Annotated in this window: 14 protein-coding genes; 9 read left to right on the top strand and 5 right to left on the bottom strand. The window is 46.6% G+C overall.

Translation table 11 applies throughout. The annotated features are described in order from the left end of the window. Positions 1–170: 170 nt before the first annotated feature. Positions 171–1,862, bottom strand: coding sequence for a dolichol-phosphate mannosyltransferase (locus NDI44_RS06610; RefSeq protein ID WP_199304709.1), 1,692 nt, complete (start codon positions 1,860–1,862; stop codon positions 171–173). A gap of 640 nt (positions 1,863–2,502) precedes the next feature. Here NDI44_RS06610 and NDI44_RS06605 point away from each other — a divergent pair. The 6 genes from NDI44_RS06605 to NDI44_RS06580 all read left to right on the top strand — a co-directional run bounded on the left by NDI44_RS06605 (position 2,503) and on the right by NDI44_RS06580 (position 7,898). Beyond that, positions 2,503–2,634, top strand: coding sequence for a hypothetical protein (locus NDI44_RS06605; RefSeq protein ID WP_277877465.1), 132 nt, complete (start codon positions 2,503–2,505; stop codon positions 2,632–2,634). After that, a complete protein-coding gene (gene cofH, locus NDI44_RS06600; RefSeq protein WP_190410480.1) occupies positions 2,631–3,791 on the top strand; it encodes a 7,8-didemethyl-8-hydroxy-5-deazariboflavin synthase subunit CofH in 1,161 nt (386 codons plus the stop codon). Before NDI44_RS06605 ends, cofH begins: the two co-directional genes overlap by 4 nt. Beyond that, positions 3,775–3,915, top strand: coding sequence for a hypothetical protein (locus NDI44_RS06595; protein WP_190410479.1), 141 nt, complete (start codon positions 3,775–3,777; stop codon positions 3,913–3,915). The genes cofH and NDI44_RS06595 overlap by 17 nt, the downstream gene beginning before the upstream one ends. 8 nt (positions 3,916–3,923) lie before the next feature. Further along, entirely contained in the window at positions 3,924–5,618 is a 1,695-nt protein-coding gene (locus tag NDI44_RS06590) for a DUF3352 domain-containing protein (protein ID WP_190410478.1), read from the top strand. A gap of 234 nt (positions 5,619–5,852) precedes the next feature. Further along, on the top strand, positions 5,853–6,926 hold the full coding sequence (gene ccsB / locus NDI44_RS06585) for a c-type cytochrome biogenesis protein CcsB (protein ID WP_190410477.1): 1,074 nt from the start codon (positions 5,853–5,855) through the stop codon (positions 6,924–6,926). 129 nt (positions 6,927–7,055) lie between these two features. Continuing rightward, positions 7,056–7,898, top strand: a complete 843-nt coding sequence (locus NDI44_RS06580) for a KGK domain-containing protein (RefSeq protein WP_190410476.1) — start codon at positions 7,056–7,058, stop codon at positions 7,896–7,898. A gap of 223 nt (positions 7,899–8,121) precedes the next feature. Here the strand turns inward: NDI44_RS06580 and fmt are convergent, their stop codons facing one another. Together fmt and NDI44_RS06570 are read right to left on the bottom strand one after the other, a co-directional pair. After that, complete coding sequence (fmt, locus tag NDI44_RS06575) at positions 8,122–9,120, bottom strand: methionyl-tRNA formyltransferase (RefSeq protein ID WP_190410475.1); 999 nt, start codon at positions 9,118–9,120, stop codon at positions 8,122–8,124. 79 nt (positions 9,121–9,199) lie between these two features. Next, positions 9,200–10,057, bottom strand: coding sequence for an OmpA family protein (locus NDI44_RS06570; protein WP_190410474.1), 858 nt, complete (start codon positions 10,055–10,057; stop codon positions 9,200–9,202). Between the two features lie 659 nt (positions 10,058–10,716). Between NDI44_RS06570 and NDI44_RS06565 the strand changes: the two genes are divergently transcribed. The 3 genes from NDI44_RS06565 to NDI44_RS06555 all read left to right on the top strand — a co-directional run bounded on the left by NDI44_RS06565 (position 10,717) and on the right by NDI44_RS06555 (position 13,804). Further along, positions 10,717–11,406: a hypothetical protein gene (locus NDI44_RS06565; RefSeq protein WP_190410893.1), complete on the top strand. Its 690-nt coding sequence runs from the start codon at positions 10,717–10,719 to the stop codon at positions 11,404–11,406. 446 nt (positions 11,407–11,852) lie between these two features. Next, the gene (locus NDI44_RS06560) at positions 11,853–13,508 is read left to right on the top strand and encodes an abortive infection protein (protein ID WP_190410473.1); all 1,656 of its coding nucleotides are present in this window, start codon (positions 11,853–11,855) and stop codon (positions 13,506–13,508) included. Positions 13,509–13,555: 47 nt separating this feature from the next. Next, positions 13,556–13,804, top strand: coding sequence for a hypothetical protein (locus NDI44_RS06555; protein ID WP_190410472.1), 249 nt, complete (start codon positions 13,556–13,558; stop codon positions 13,802–13,804). Positions 13,805–13,818: 14 nt separating this feature from the next. Here the strand turns inward: NDI44_RS06555 and NDI44_RS06550 are convergent, their stop codons facing one another. Both NDI44_RS06550 and NDI44_RS06545 read right to left on the bottom strand, forming a co-directional pair. Further along, positions 13,819–14,529, bottom strand: coding sequence for a VTT domain-containing protein (locus tag NDI44_RS06550; RefSeq protein WP_190410471.1), 711 nt, complete (start codon positions 14,527–14,529; stop codon positions 13,819–13,821). Between the two features lie 174 nt (positions 14,530–14,703). After that, on the bottom strand, positions 14,704–15,735 hold the full coding sequence (locus tag NDI44_RS06545; RefSeq protein ID WP_190410470.1) for a glycosyltransferase family 2 protein: 1,032 nt from the start codon (positions 15,733–15,735) through the stop codon (positions 14,704–14,706). Positions 15,736–15,752 lie beyond the last annotated feature (17 nt).

The following is a 15,752-nucleotide window of genomic DNA, read 5'->3' as shown; positions in this document are numbered from 1 at the left end:
CAGCCTCAAACTTGGGAAAGCGATCGCCTACTTTCCTCAAAATTGCGTGCGATCGCGAGAATTCCAACCTCTAACGCACTCGATAGTTTCTAGCTTCCTCCCTCTACAGGGATGAAGCAGGAACCGCAGAAGAGGATGAGGCTGGCGCTACGGGCAAACAGCTTAACAATTTATCTTCGATTGCTGAAGGCAGGAACCGCAGAAGAGGATGAGGCTGGCGCTGCGGGCGATCGCTGCCCAATCGATGCCTGGAATATAGGATAATTCCCATATTTTCCTAAAGGTAAGAATTCCATCGTAAACTGCTGGTTTTTTAAAGGCAGCTTTACCTCTTCAGGCTTTTTCTCAGAGATTTGGCAGGAACGAGTGTAATAGCAGACATAAATAAACTTCTCTTTTTTCTGCTCAAGTAACGCCTCGCCCAAAGTTTGTAAATCCTGAGGTTCTTTCGTCAGGAAAAATACTTTTTCAAGTAGGGGTGCTTGGAGAACTTGAGCAACATATTGGTTGGACATCGCGACTACTGTTTCTGGTTGCGATCGCAAGAACTGAATAGCTGGGGAAATGCCTTGATAATTTTTACTGAGATAAGCTGTGCCGGAGTAGGTGTTTTTATAAACCCCAATGATAAAAAGCACCAAGAAAATAACCGTACCTATCTTTTTAATACTTCCTTTCGCCAACCTCCGGACAAATTCAAACTCTTTGATTGCGACCAAGCAAATTAGCGGTACCAAAACCAGCAAAAACCGAGGTCCCCATTGCTTGCCTCCTGCACCAGCCGGAACCATTACCGCAACCGCCACAGTAAATAAGAAACAGGTTGCATAGATAACCGTCATTCCCAAGCTTAGTTTTAGCTTTTGTCGGCTAAATAAACTCACTCCTAAATATAAAATTGCAAATAAGGTTAGGGGAAAATACTCAAACAAGCCAGAACTCATTTGATTAAAATTTGCCACCGCCACTAATAATCTATCGCTTAGCGAGAATTTCTCTACTATCTGAACGGAATGCATTCCTAGAGGATGCTTATAAATCAATGTATTCAACACAAAGAAGATGGCAATCGTTAAAAATGTGCTGACAACAAAGAGTTCCTTTCTTCTCGCTAAAAACTGAACTTTTTTTAATTTTAAAAAAGATGCAGCATAAACCAGGACAGCCAAAAACGCGACAATGCCTAGAATTTCTTCTCTAAACCAAACAGATAAGCCAATAAATATCCCACTTAATACAGCATCCTTTTTAGACAACCCTTCTGTCCCCGGTATTAATAAAGTTGCCATTCCGTGAAAGCAAAGCGCTACAGCGAGGCTATGTTCCCAATACATCGCGCTATAGATAGATAAAGGCGAAGCAAAAATTAGGATTGCAAGCGCGATCGCTGTGCTAAAAGCGTTTAATTTCAACCGTCTGCAAGCAAAATAAAAACTTACCCATACAGCCCAAGTTGCAATCAAGGGAACGACGTATAATCCTCTATAGCCGAAAAGCGCTTGGAAAGGTGCGGTAACAAGGGGAAAAGTAAACGGAAAGGTGATGAAGTACTGCCCAAATCTGTTATAGACAAACGGTTCTTGAAACGGGTATAATCCACTTTGCCAAAGATTCCGAACCCAGTCTTCTACAGGTAAGTTCAGGTCAAAGCGAAACTGCCCGCTGCTAAATTGTTTCGCTAACAAAGCTTTAAGCCCAGCATCTCCACTAAAGAAGACATCATTTGGGAGTTGCGATTGCAAAAACAGTGAAAATAAAACGCCCGCTAGAATAATGAGTAAGGGAAATCTATATTGGTTGATTTTAGCCTTACTATCAGAATCGCTAGGATTGGATGTAACATCTCTCCACGTTTTTGACATATAATTTCTCATTTTTTTATTCCCTCAATTTACAAGCATTAATATTAAATACAAGATTCACAACCGGCTCTCGTTTGGGTAAAGATTCCTCCCATAATTTTTACCAACTATCCCTTTACTTGGGTATTGTAAAAATTGGCTACTTACGTAAGGTCGGGCAATCCCCAAAATAGGTTCGCTATATTTTACGCAATTAGACTGAAATTCTACGACAAAGAATAGGCTATCTTTACTAAATCTTCAAATAATGGCTATTTTTCACCTGAAGTTGTAAAGATTAGGTGAAGTGAGGTCTAAACTATACAGAAATGAAATAAAGGCTGAGCCACTATGGTCGCAACTAATAAAACTAAGTAGAATCTGTAAATTTAGAGGCAGTTTTCATCGATAGTCTTCCTAACAAACCGATAATTTAACTAAACTGCCCTCCGGATGCATAGAGAGATAAATTTTGATTCAATGCTTGTAAGCAATTTCCTGACACAATAGCTAACTCTTTCTCCAGCCGATTTGCTACCGCGCTTATGGGTGTCCGATTATAAATAATTTCTATTTCATACCATTAAATTGCTCGGTATTTCCCTAAAATTGCTCATTCTAGAAAACAACCTAGAGGCTTGGTGAAAAATTAGGCACAATTTTGAGTTTAGAGCGAATTTCGCTACCCGATGAACCCGTGAAACTGACTGCTGGCGTTACTAGCGAACTCCCAGAAAAAACATTTACTGCCAAAATTGAGAAGAGTGACCTACTTTACCGGGAAGTGCTGTGACGACTAAAACTGTTGATGCCATTCTTGAGGGTGCCCTGGCAGGTGGCGATTTGTCACAAGAAGAGGGAGTTGTACTATTAAAGCAAACCGATCCAGATGTCCAGTCAGCGATTCGGGAAACATCTGACAAGCTGCGACTCAGGCAAGCGGGTGAGGCTGTCACCTACGTAATCAATCGCAATATTAACTTCACCAATATCTGCGAACAGCACTGTAGTTTCTGCGCCTTTCGCCGGGATGAAGACGAAGAAGGCGCATTTTGGTTAGAGAGTCCCCAAATTTTGGAAAAAGCGGCTGATGGAGTCCGGCGGGGGGCGACGGAGATTTGTATGCAGGGGGGACTCCATCTTGGGGCAAAAATTAATGGTGCTTCTTTGCCTTATTACCTGCAACTGGTGAAGACAATCAAAGAGGAATTTCCCCAACTGCACCTACACGCCTTCTCTCCCCAGGAAGTGCAATTTATTGCCAGGGAAGATGGTCTTAGCTACGAGTCGGTGATTGCGGCGCTTCGAGATGCCGGTGTTGGCTCAATGCCGGGAACTGCGGCGGAAGTGTTGAACGATGAAGTGCGGCGCGTCCTTTGTCCGGAAAAGCTGGATACCGCAACTTGGCTGGAAATTGTGGGGACAGCACACAAGTTGGGAATGTCAACCACTAGCACCATGCTTTCCGGTCATATTGAGACACCAGAACAGCGGATACAGCATTTAGACAAGTTGCGATCGCTCCAACAAACGGCTGTTACCCAAGGATATCCTGCCCGGATTAGCGAATTTATCCTATTACCTTTCGTCGGGCAAGAAGCCCCCAAACCCCTGCGCCGTCGGGTGGGGCGAGATCAACCGATTCTAGAAGACGCCCTGTTGCTGACTGCTGTGGCGCGAATTTTCTTAGGAAATTGGATTCCCAACCATCAACCCAGCTGGGTGAAACTCGGTCTTGCAGGTGCGGTGGAAGCCCTAAAATGGGGCTGCAATGACATCGGCGGCACCTTAATGGAGGAGCATATTACAACAATGGCTGGGGCAGTGGGTGGCACCTGCATGGAAGTGGAAACTTTGCAGTCAGCGATTCGTTCATTAGGGCGTCCTTACCAACAACGGGATACACTCTACAGAGTGCTAAAGAGGGACACGGTTGCTGTTCTCTCCTGAGCGGGCAGTTAATATTTGGCTCGACTCAGATCCGGGCGTCAGCGTTGCACAGCATTGGCATCCGAATCAGTCGGTTGTTGCTCAAGATGGCTCGCCCGAATGCGAAAGCTCCTACGACTCTTGACTTGGTTTATGCCTCAGAAAAATCAACGTTCCCTTCTGACTGTGGCAGCTGCCGTGTTGCTGATTGCTGGCGGCGCAGTAACTTACTGGCTGCTGATGCAGCGGAATCTATTTCAGGCTGATGTCCCGGTGGGTGCCGAAATGGTTCCCCAGGATACCTTGCTCGCCGTGTCAGTCTCGACTGATGAAAAGCAATGGCAGCAACTGCGGCAATATGGCACTCCCGCTAGCCAAGCCGCATTTGGCAAACAACTCGCCGAACTGGAAAAAAATCTCCTCACTGCTAACGGCTACAACTACCAGCAAGATATCAAGCCTTGGGTGGGTAAAGAAGTCACGATCGCTTTTTTGTCACAGCAGTTACCCCAGAATCCCAATGCTGTCCCGGTTGGTCAACAATCGGTGGTGATGGTATTGCCGATTGAAAATCCTCTGCAAGCAAAGCAAGCGCTAGAAAAATATAGAAACCCGACCTCTAGCAAGTTTGTTGAACGCATTTACAAAGGCATCAAGATCCGAGAAACCCAAGGCAGTCCCGCCCAGAAATTCTCAACGACGCTGCTAGAGCGTTCCTTAATTGTTAGCACCGATCCGAAAGGGACGGAGCGCGTCATTGACGCTTATAAAGGCGGTGCCTCCCTAGCGGATACTCCAGGCTACACAGAGGCTTTGGGAAAGATTAAAGCGGGTGCGCCGTTTGCCAAAGTGTATTTTAATGTGCCCGTGGCAACAGCAATGGCAGCCACCTATTCGGCGCGATCGCTTTCTCCCCAAAATCTTGCCTCGGTTCAACAAAGGCAGGGAGTCGGCGCGACGGTGACACTGGAACCAGAGGGACTTCTGTTTAAAGGAGTGTCTTGGCTGAAGCCGAATAGCGAGACAAAGTATGTGGTGGAAAACAACGCCAAAAGTATGCATCGGCGTCTCCCCGGCAATACTTTGATTGTGACCACTGGTGGCAATTTGCAGCAGTTGTGGCAAGATTACGTCCAGGGTGCCCAAGCGAATCCGCTGATCCGGGTTAGTCCAGAACAGATGAAGGCCGAGATTCGGTCTAAATTGGGTCAAGATTTAGAGCAAGATTTGCTGCCTTGGATGAAAGGCGAGTTTTCTCTAGCTTTAATTCCCACACCTCCAGGAACTCCCTCGATTTTAGGTGCTGGCGTGGCGTTCTTAGTGCAAACAAGCGATCGCCCTAGAGCTGAAAAATCCCTCAAGCAGCTGGATGAGGTGATGGCACAGCAATATAAGTTTCAGGTACAAGAAACGACGCTCAACGGTCAACCAATTGTCAATTGGACATCGCAACTCGGTGGCTTAGCCGCCACTCACGGCTGGTTAGATGGTAATGTTGCTTTCCTGACATTAGGGGCACCCGTTGCTAGTACCCTCGTCCCCAAACCCCAAGCGACTTTGGCGGACAGCCAGTTATTCAAACAAGCGATTCCTCAGCAGCTCAATGACAAGAACGGTCTATTTTTTATTGATGTTGACCGTACCATTAACGCTGGGAATCTGTCGCTCTCGCAAGTCGATCCAAATCAAAAAATCTTTACAAACGCGATACGCTCCATTGGCGTCACGGGTGGCATCAGTAGCGATCGCAGTAGCCGCTTTGATATCTTCGTCAACATGAAGAAAGTTGGAGATCCCAGTCCTTCGCCGAAAGCCAGTCTCTCTCCCAGTCCTAGCCCTTCTCCTTAAAGTTTCGCTTTTCAACCCCAAGGTACGCTAAGGTTCGCGCTAAGGTACGCAAAGCTCAATAATTCCTTGGCGTACCTTGGCAATTGCCTTAGCAGGATGACAGCGTTAAAAAAAATAACAATTAGTTGGCTAAACCTGGGTGATTCTACCAAGCCTCAGAGCGACCAGAACCGATAGGATCAAAGTGGCGCTTGTGTGAGCGACTTAGATAACAATTGCTGGAAAGAATACAAGATGAACCTGGTTGCACTCCAGAATGGGTTAGATAATATCTCCTTCGCCGTCCTGTTTGCGACGATGTTGATGTACTGGATAGGAGCAGCTTTCAATGGCATCCCCTATCTGTGGGCTTTATCGACGGCAGGGATGGCGATCGCAAACCTCTGCATTGCCGCCCTACTGGGCGCACGATGGCTGGACGCAGGCTACTTCCCTTTGAGCAATCTCTATGAATCCCTCTTCTTCCTAGCTTGGGGGATTACCACGATCCATCTGATTGCTGAAAACATGAGCAAAAGCCGCTTAGTAGGCGTCGCCACGTCACCCATTGCAATGGGCATCGCCGCTTTTGCTGCCTTGACGTTGCCATCAACCATGCAGTCGTCAGAGCCTTTAGTCCCGGCACTAAAATCCAACTGGCTGATGATGCACGTCAGCGTCATGATGCTCAGTTATGCCGCGCTGATGGTGGGATCTCTGCTTGCGATCGCTTTCTTGGTGGTAAGTGGCGGTCAGAACGTCGAACTCCGAGGCAGTTCTGTCGGAACCGGCGGATTTCGCAGTAAAAATGACCCGGCACGCCCCTACCGTCTGCAACGCGCCAGCGATTTCGTGCCCCAGCCACAAGGAGCAACCAGCGAGTCATCTTCTGCTGTGGAGCGTATTTTTGAAAGCAATGGCAGCACGAAAACAGCCGTTCTCGATTTAGTGACCTCCCAGCCTTCCCAAGCAGGGGTATCTGAATTACCAACCCTTTCGCCCCAGCGCCTGAGCCTTGCCGAAACCTTGGATAACATCAGCTACCGCATCATCGGTTTGGGATTTCCTCTCCTGACGATTGGAATTATTGCCGGTGCTGTCTGGGCAAATGAAGCTTGGGGTTCTTACTGGAGTTGGGACCCCAAAGAAACTTGGGCACTGATTACCTGGTTGGTATTTGCCGCCTATCTCCATGCCCGCATCACCAAAGGCTGGCAAGGAAGACGACCGGCAATTTTGGCGGCGACAGGCTTTGTTGTCGTCTGGATTTGCTATCTTGGGGTCAATTTGCTAGGTAAAGGACTCCACAGCTACGGTTGGTTCTTTTGATCTTTTAGTCAATTCGCGAATGGCTTTTAATAATTAGCGTTCCTGCGATTAGCCATTAGCAATGACGGATGACCAATGACCGATAACGAATAACTCTTTAAACTATCAATTCAACCGGGGGAGATGGTTGTGGATAATCAGTTCGACTCGCTAGCCAAAGGTGAAGTTCTCTCTGTGGATGAGTCTTCCCAAATTTTAATTGGGCACCGCACATTCAGAGTCGGTGAATTCGCAGATGCAATCAGAACGCAATTGGAATATGGTTTAGGCGGATGGACAGAAGAAAAGGATGGCTGGTTTAGCGACCAAGGTATTCCTTGCGAAGTTCTGAAATTCGGCTCTAACGGCTGGCAAAAAGGGAAAGTCAGATTTAGCTTAGAATTTTGCCCAGAAGATCCACAAACGCAGCAGTCATCAACCATTGAAGACAGTGAGCCACAAAGGGCACCGATCCCAGCCACCTTGGATGAGGAAGTGTTAGTTGGAGCCGAAGCACCGTTAATCTATGAGGAAGAGTTAATTCTAATAGAAGTGCCAGAATCCGCTTTGGAAGAACTGGAAATGGCACCGGAATCAGCCTTCGGTGCAGATGATTTGGAAATGGCACCGGAATCAGCCTTCGGTGCGGATGATTTGGATCTCCCCGGGGAATCAGCCTTTGGTGCGGATGATTTGGAAATAGCACCAGAATCAGCCTTCGCCGTGGACGAACTGGATCTCACCGGAGAAGCAGCCTTTGGTGCGGACGAACTGGATCTCACCGGAGAATCAGCCTTTGGTGCGGACGAACTGGATCTCACCGGAGAATCAGCCTTTGGTGCGGACGAACTGGATCTCACCGGAGAATCAGGTTTCGGTGCGAACGATCTGGAATTTCCAGAATTGTCTGAAAAGGAAGAGAACCCATCAGACTCGCTACTCGATGATGTCTGGCAAGACATGAATGAAGCTAGCTGGCGTAACAATCAGTAGGGAAGCGGAAATTGGGCGAGTAATCATCACTCACAAGCCAACCGATACCAGACTTACGAAGAAGGGGCGCTGTTATATGACAGCGCCTCTTTTTCTGTAGTTGATTTAATGAAGGCGCACGCCGCTTTACCTGATAGTTTTAGAACGACTTGGAAAGTGATCGGGGATCTTTATTACCAACAAAATTGAAAATTCAGACCGATAACAGTAAGTCTTCTCCAACTCAAACCTCAAAATCCAATCTCTCCCCCACTGTTAAGCGAGTTCCATTCGCAAAGTCCCAACCAGACTGAGGGCGTTTTCCAGCCATCTGTATTTCTCGCAATAGCAACAGTCCATCGCCAGTTTGAACAATTGGGCCAAATCCTTTGGCAATGCTCACCACCTCGCCTGGATGTGCCGAACCAGAGGACAAGGAAGACCAATCCGATAGCGCCTTTAATTCTGGGACGATTTGCCAGTAAGCCGCTCCTAGAGGGGCAGTGGCGCTGATTTTGAGCGGATTCCCCCGAAATGTTGCCACACAATCCGGGAAAAATCCTCTGACTTGGTTATGTAATGCGATCGCGCTTTTCGACCAATCAAGACAATAATCCGGTTTTTTAATCAGCGGCGCATAAGTCGCCTGCGATTCATCTTGGGGGATTGGTTCAATTTCCTGGCGTTCCAGCTTCAGGAGGGTTTCTACTAATAAATCTGCCCCAATCTCGGAAAGCTTTTGCGCCAAATCTTGAGCATTATCCAACAGTCCAATCGGCGTATTAGCTTTTAGCAGCACTGCCCCCGTATCCATCCCCGCATCCATTAGCATCGTTGCGATCCCCGTTTCTGTCTCGCCATGATAGAGGCACCACTGGATGGGAGCAGCACCCCGATACTTGGGCAAGATCGAGCCGTGTACGTTGATGCAACCCAATTTGGGCATATCTAGAATTTGTTGGGACAAAATTTGTCCGTATGCCACCACAACAAAAACATCTGCATTTGTCTGTTTTAGCTGAGCGAGCGTTTCCTCGTCTTTTTTAATCCGCTGCGGTTGCCAAACAGGTAGCTGATGCGTCAAGGCGACTGATTTTACTGGAGAAGGCATCATTTGGTTGCCCCGTCCCCGACGTTTATCCGGCTGCGTAACAACGCCTAAAACTTCAAATTCTGGATTAGCGAGTAACCGTTCTAAAGTAGGGACGGCAAATTGTGGGGTGCCAAAAAATATGACTTTCATTTCCTTAGGGAACGGTAATTGGTAATTGGTCTTGATTGAAAAGCAATTTTTCCCTTAACCATTAGCAAAAAAGTAAAAACTAAGGGTTAATAATCGCAATTTCGATGCGGCGGTTTCGTTGTCGGTTGGTATCGCTATTATTTTCTACTAAGGGAAAAGTTTCGCCGTAACCAACAACAATCATGCGATATTTTTTCTCCAAAGCAGTGAATAAATACTGCTCGGCAGCTTGGGCGCGTCGAAACGATAGCGCTTGATTGTCTGTAGATTCACCAACGTCATCGGTGTGAGCAGCAATTTGAATTGTGGCACCTGGATAGTTCCGTAAATCGGCGATGACATTGTCTAAAATTACGGGTGCCTGTGGTAGCAGAACACTATCGCTGTCTTTAAATAATAAGTCGCTAGGTAGGGTGACTTTCAAAGCATCCGATGGTACAGAAACCCTAGAAGCGTTAGTGACTTGATTGGAATTGGGAACGCGATCGCCTTGAAGTTGCTGGGAGATTTCTTGTAGACGTGCGGCGAGGGGTTCGCTGGAACTCTGGCGACCGACTTGGGTTTCCAGTTTAGTCGTGCGATCGCGCAGTGCTTGCAATTGCGTCTGTAACTGTTGCAGCTCTGCTTCCAGTTGCTGTCTTTGTTCCGCACTCAGTTCTACTGGCGGACTGGCGCTGGTGACAGCAGGGGACGGCTTAAAAGTAGAGGAGGCGGTGGATGTCTCTAGTTTGGCGCGGCGCAGCACTTTCACAACTAGGGGCACCTCTGGCGTCAGGTCGGGAAAGACTCCCGCGAGGACGAGACCGAACAGCCACGCCAAGCCACCTCCCACCCCCAGCAACAGCACTCGCCAGAGTAAAACCAGTAAAAACCTCCCAATGCCTGTAGATTGGCGAGGAGAAGTGTTATCGGCAAATGGTGCTTCTTGTTTTGTCACCCGTTTTCCTATTTTTATCCAGACAACAGATTAACACTCGATAATTGCGATTAAGCTTTTTTCGTTGTCCGAGGCAATAAAAATGGGCGATCGCATTATTAACTTGCGCGAAGAGACATTTGGGAATACTTTTGGGATATAACCCTGGAGTGCCGTTGTGATGTTATTAGGTAGCCCTCAGTCACTGTCTAGGCAAGTATGTAGAAATCAGTCAACCTGCCCCCAAGAAAATTTCTTGCCTTAGATTAATTTTTAATCGCTTTTCGACCGTCTTGTGGAAAAATATCATAACAAGAGCGATAAGGTGTTTCACCCATCAAGCCGGATTCATTGAGATATGATAAATTTTTTTACATCTTTTGTTTTTTTTGACAGGTTTTGTGGATATACATATAGATATAGGGACGCTGCACTGTTCCTTGGGCGTTGCTCCTCACACAAGAAACGCCGTTTAGCAACCCCACCCCCAATCAATGTTCATTCGCCTCTTCCGCTCAGGATGGTGCTCTAATCAACCATACCTTCCGCTTATTGCGGCTGCGCTGCTGATGGCTCCTAGCTCATTTGCCTTAGCTGGCACGGCTGCGTCTACAATCGCAGGTCCCTCTACCATGCAATATCCGCAAGCCCGAAAGGAATTATCTGAAGCTGCTCCCGACATGACTCAAGCAGTAGTGCAAATCGATCCCCTCGATAGCCCTCATCCCGTTCCGTGGAATTGGGTAATGACCACTCATGCAGAAGTTACTGCCAACGGCGGGACTGGGGTACGCTACTATCGCAGCCCCTCTTTAGTGTCTCCGGATGGTCAGTATGCTGCTTACAGCCGGATTCAGTTGCAGGTGCAGCCGGAGTTGTACCAATGCCGAATTTCCAGCGTAATGTTTGTGGAAAATTTGAGGACAGGAGATTTACGAACGATCTCGGCGTCTTCTCCTTTGGCTGACAATCCCTTTGTCAGTAACGAAGAAGCGGATATGCCGGGGATCATCGCCATCTTGATCCCCATTTCGTGGTCGGCGAAAGGCGATCGCGTCTTAGCACGGCAATTTGAAGGTTTATTTAGTACGTCCGATGCTTCTGACTATGCCGTTGTTTGGGATCGTCAGCAGAATCGTACTACGACTCTCTCTCCTGACCGCGATGATTACACCAACGCGGTGTTGTTAGGCTGGAGTCAAACTAATCCCGACCAAGTTCTGTTTCGAGCAGGCGAATTGGGCGAGGAAGAGTGGCCTCTATGGGCGGTTGATTTGAAGGGTCAAACCGTAGCCGCAATTGAGGATCAACCCCTCATTTTTGGTCAGACGATTACCCATTCTTGGGCAGGGCCACAGGCTCATTTCTAAAGGAACAAAATCAAGGATGAAGGATGAAAAAGATTGAAGGTGACAAAAAAAGTTTTTTACTCATACTGTCAGCCGGAATTTTAAACTTCATCCTTCTTTTTTTCTGATGAATCTAGCTTAGAGCTGCCAATATTTATATATTTTTAAATTAAATTTTGATTAAATCTTTGATTAAGTCTAAACGATTTAAACGAGTCTTTTTAAGAGTTTTCGTTAGCCTGACTTTTTTGCTTTTGGGTTCGGGCTTTTTTATTTATTATACATTAAAAAATTCTGCTAACAAAAACAATATATCAAATTATGAAATTTACCTCAAAAATCAATTAAATCAACCAAATTCTTATCCGGTTAATTATCCTATCTCATCGAGTGTTTATCAACCCGTCAGCGTGTGGACAGGACGCCTAATATTACTACCGAAAGAGCAGAGACAGCTTAGAAAATCGGTGCTCTTTGAAGTTTATAATGCAGATTCCGCGCATCAGAACTTAGTAGGAAAAATTGTAAATTTAGAGTGGAGCCGGGACTCAGAAGCGCAAAAATTCGTCCAGGCTGTAACGCAAGATGTCAAGTTTATTCAAGCAACTGAAGATAGTAAAAAAACTGGAAATTTACATCCTGACCGATTAAATAACTGGCAAAATGTTGATCCCTTAGAATCCTTGGCTGGGGCGCGACCTCAAGATGATGTCGTCGTGGAACTCAAAAACCCTGTAGTTGTCACCAATCACCAAAAAGAACGCCCCTCGCTGAAGATTGCCCAAGAACCCGTACAAGTCACGGGTCGGATTTATGCTTTAGTGACAATTATTAAACGAGAGAAAGCAGATAGCGTTAGCGCAGCGTCTCCTTCGGATCGCTTTGTTGTGCGTCACTTTAATAAAAAAACAAAACAATTTGATGGCCTTTTAGAAACAATTCGGATTCCTCAAGTGCCATCTGACCGCAACGGGATTACTCGGTCAACAAATCGAGGAATTGAAAAGTCTCCCCTCAATTCCGCAGGCTGGTACATTTATGGGACAAAAGATGCCGAGGGAATATTTGTCACCCAGGCAATTGAACCCCGCGCCCTGATGCGTTTGCAACCGGATGAAGTGCGGGTAAATCGGAAATCTGCTAATTCCTATCTGAAAAAAGAACTTTGGAAAGGTACTGAAGGTCAAAAAGGAACCGCCAAGATAGTTTTACTCGATCCAAAAAGTCAACAATTTAACGAGGCGGTATCGAAATGGCGCGAGGGAGATCGAGCAATTGTCCTTCATACATACGGTGGAATTGGGGGTAAAAAACCCGAACCCGAACCGCTGGGCGTAGTTACGGGACATTTTGCTTATGGCATTGCGACAGTCGTGCGCGATCGCTTCACGGATGAGTTACGCTTTGACATCGAGTATCGGCAAGTTTACGCCCATAACCCTGATGGCATTATTGCTGGGACAATGAAATGGTCTACTTACATGGGAGATTTACAGCGGGGTTGGGTGGGAAATCGACCTGTATCCGATGCGATCGTCAAGCTAGATGCTGTGACGCAAGATTATGATTTTGATGGCATCCAACTGTCACCCATGAAAGAATTTATGCGCCAATTGGATATCATGATGGCACGCTACCGGATTGGAGATGGAACGGGTAGTTCAGTAGTGACACCCTCAACTTCTTGCGTACAAGATGCTAACCAAGCGCTTTTTGTGACAATTAAGCAGGTAGAGAAACAGGTGGCGTCGAATCCTCGCATTCAAGAGTGGTTGCGGCGTCATCCCAGCGACACCCAAACCTTACGATTTCAGCAACTCGTGAAATTAGGGCGATCGCTTGAAAAGCAATTAGCACCCCTAGGGATTATTCGTTCCGATTGGCAAGAAAACGCTGAGAATTTAGCAGGAACCAGGGCAGCGGACGGCACCCTTACCACTGTCTTGAAGGCAGCAACAACTTGGCGAACCATGTTACCTCGACGGGCGCATGATGAAATTGCCACGATTTTGTTAAATAATGGAGCCGCTTTGTGGGTAATTCGGACGAACCAAGTGGGGGGATTTAATCCAGATATTGTGCCTCGTGCCCCTACAGCACTTTTAGGGCACCGTACGAATTGAGAAAAATCCCATCAAACAGCAGAAACTAGCAGGAGGCAGGAGTAGCAATGGTGCAGCAACCAAGGCAGGAGGATCGACCACCACTTTATAGCTGCGTTATTGCAATTGATAAGGTTACCGGACGCCAAGAGGAAGAAATAATCGCCTTCGGCGTATCTGTGGATGACGCGAAAAACAAAGCTCAGCAGTTGTTAGCAAACTATGGATGTGACGAATCGCAAATTCTCAAGTTAATACAACAGGCGAGAATTGAACCCCTATCTCCCTGGTGTTCTCCTGAAGATAGACAAGGTTAATCTGAATGCGATCGCTACTCGTCTGCTTTATCTAAAGGATTTTGAAGGCGCTTCCGTTCGATCTCCTCTAAAGCTTTTCGAGGATCGGTACGGCGACGACGATACCAAGTCGCGCCCCCAACCAACATCGCAATTAATAGCAAGGCACCAATTAAGGGCAAGAAATCACCCGTTTTTAGCGCCCGTAAGCCGTAACTCCCTAACATTACAAATGGCAACACTCCGGGGATGGTTCCCAGAATGGTTCCTAGTAGATAATCCCGAAAGCGAATTGAAGTCAAACCAGCGGCAAAATTAACTAGGCCATAGGGAATAATTGGTTGTAGGCGGATGGCAAACATATAGAATAAGCCACCCTGAATCATCTCCGCATCAATCGCTTGCAAGCGTCCACCCAACTTTTGAACGACAAATTCACGCCCCACTGTGCGCGTAAATGCAAAAGCCACTACAGCCGCAATCACGGCGGCAATACTCGTCCAAAGCGTCCCCAACCAAGGACCAAAAATTGCGCCACTGGTAAGATTTAGTGCTGTAGAAGGCAAGATTAACAGTGTCGCCAAGGTATAGAAAACGATATAAATAATTGGTGCCCAGATGCCAGCTTTATTCAGCCATGTTTGGAGTTGAGCTGGATCGATGCCTCCCAAAAAATATACTGCGAGTCCCGTCGCTACAATGCAGACGGCAGTCAATAAGAAAATGCCACTTTTAGCGTTCAACAAAAACTCCTTTGTTTTTAGCCATTAATCATTTGTCATTAGTAATAGGACTTACGCAGAGATTTCCCTAAATCCCTCGATAAATTGAGGGACTTTTCCAGTTCTCCCCCTTTTTAATGGAGATTAGGGGGATCTAGATTTCAAGCTTTCAGCGTGTAAGTCCGGAGTTGTTCTTGATTAGTCTTTGCTCACTCGTTCTTCGGATATTACTAAAGACTCTTGAGTGCTGACTTCTGACTTGTGACGCTTTTCGGTTAGTTCCTGACTTTTGAAACCATAAGCTTCGCGCACTAAATAAAGCGGACGTCCTTTGACTTCTTCGTAGACACGACCAAGATACTCGCCAATGATTCCCAGTGTTATTAACTGGATACCTCCCAGAAATAACACCGCCACCATGATGGAAGCATAACCAGGAAGATCGATCCCATAAATTAAAGTGCGGAAGAATAAAAAGCTAGCGTAAATAAATGACAAAAAAGATATCGTAACGCCCACGTAACTCCATACTTTTAAAGGGAGAAAACTAAAGGAAGTAATCCCATCTAGGGCAAAGTTCCACAGACGCCAATAGTTCCACGTTGTGGTTCCCTTATAACGTGGGGGACGATCGAATAAAACCGAGGTTTGCTTGAAACCCACCCAAGCAAAGAGTCCTTTCATAAATCGGGTTCGTTCTGGCAGTAGCTTGATAGCTTCTACCACACGCCGATCGAGCAACCGAAAGTCTCCGGTATTGCGGGGGATGGGGACGCGACTCATCTTGCCAATGATCTGGTAGAAAGCCTTGGCTGTAGAGTTTTTCAGCCAACCTTCATCACGCGATCGCCTAGTTGCATAAACGACATCATAGCCTTCGCGCCATTTGTCTACCAGTTCCTTAATTAACTCTGGCGGATCTTGCAAGTCGGCATCAATTGGGATTACCGCAGCACCCGCAGCATAGTCAAGTCCGGCACTGAGGGCGACTTCTTTGCCAAAGTTGCGGGACAAGTTGACGACTTTAATCGCTGGGTTACGATAATGATGCTCAATTAGACACTTCAGGGTATTGTCCTTACTGCCATCATTGACGCAAACAATCTCGTAGGTTGTATTTACGGTTTCTAGTACCGATAGCAGCCGCTCAAACAAGTAGTCAATATTGTCCTCCTCGTTGTAAAGCGGTACTACCACAGAGAGTTCTACTGGGTCAATATCTAAAGACATAAAAAAACAAAGACAAG

The organism is Trichocoleus sp. DQ-A3 (assembly GCF_039961975.1).
Taxonomy (GTDB): domain Bacteria; phylum Cyanobacteriota; class Cyanobacteriia; order Cyanobacteriales; family FACHB-T130; genus FACHB-T130.
This window is presented reverse-complemented; position numbering and strand designations above follow the sequence as displayed.

What these genes read in the sequence shown, in the direction of transcription:
- NDI44_RS06610 (WP_199304709.1), bottom strand. Translation starts at nt 1,862, where the DNA reads ATGTCAAAAACGTGGAGAGATGTTACATCCAATCCTAGCGATTCTGAT.
- NDI44_RS06590 (WP_190410478.1), top strand. Translation starts at nt 3,924, where the DNA reads ATGCCTCAGAAAAATCAACGTTCCCTTCTGACTGTGGCAGCTGCCGTG.
- ccsB (WP_190410477.1), top strand. Translation starts at nt 5,853, where the DNA reads ATGAACCTGGTTGCACTCCAGAATGGGTTAGATAATATCTCCTTCGCC.
- fmt (WP_190410475.1), bottom strand. Translation starts at nt 9,120, where the DNA reads ATGAAAGTCATATTTTTTGGCACCCCACAATTTGCCGTCCCTACTTTA.
- NDI44_RS06565 (WP_190410893.1), top strand. Translation starts at nt 10,717, where the DNA reads ATGACTCAAGCAGTAGTGCAAATCGATCCCCTCGATAGCCCTCATCCC.
- NDI44_RS06555 (WP_190410472.1), top strand. Translation starts at nt 13,556, where the DNA reads ATGGTGCAGCAACCAAGGCAGGAGGATCGACCACCACTTTATAGCTGC.
- NDI44_RS06545 (WP_190410470.1), bottom strand. Translation starts at nt 15,735, where the DNA reads ATGTCTTTAGATATTGACCCAGTAGAACTCTCTGTGGTAGTACCGCTT.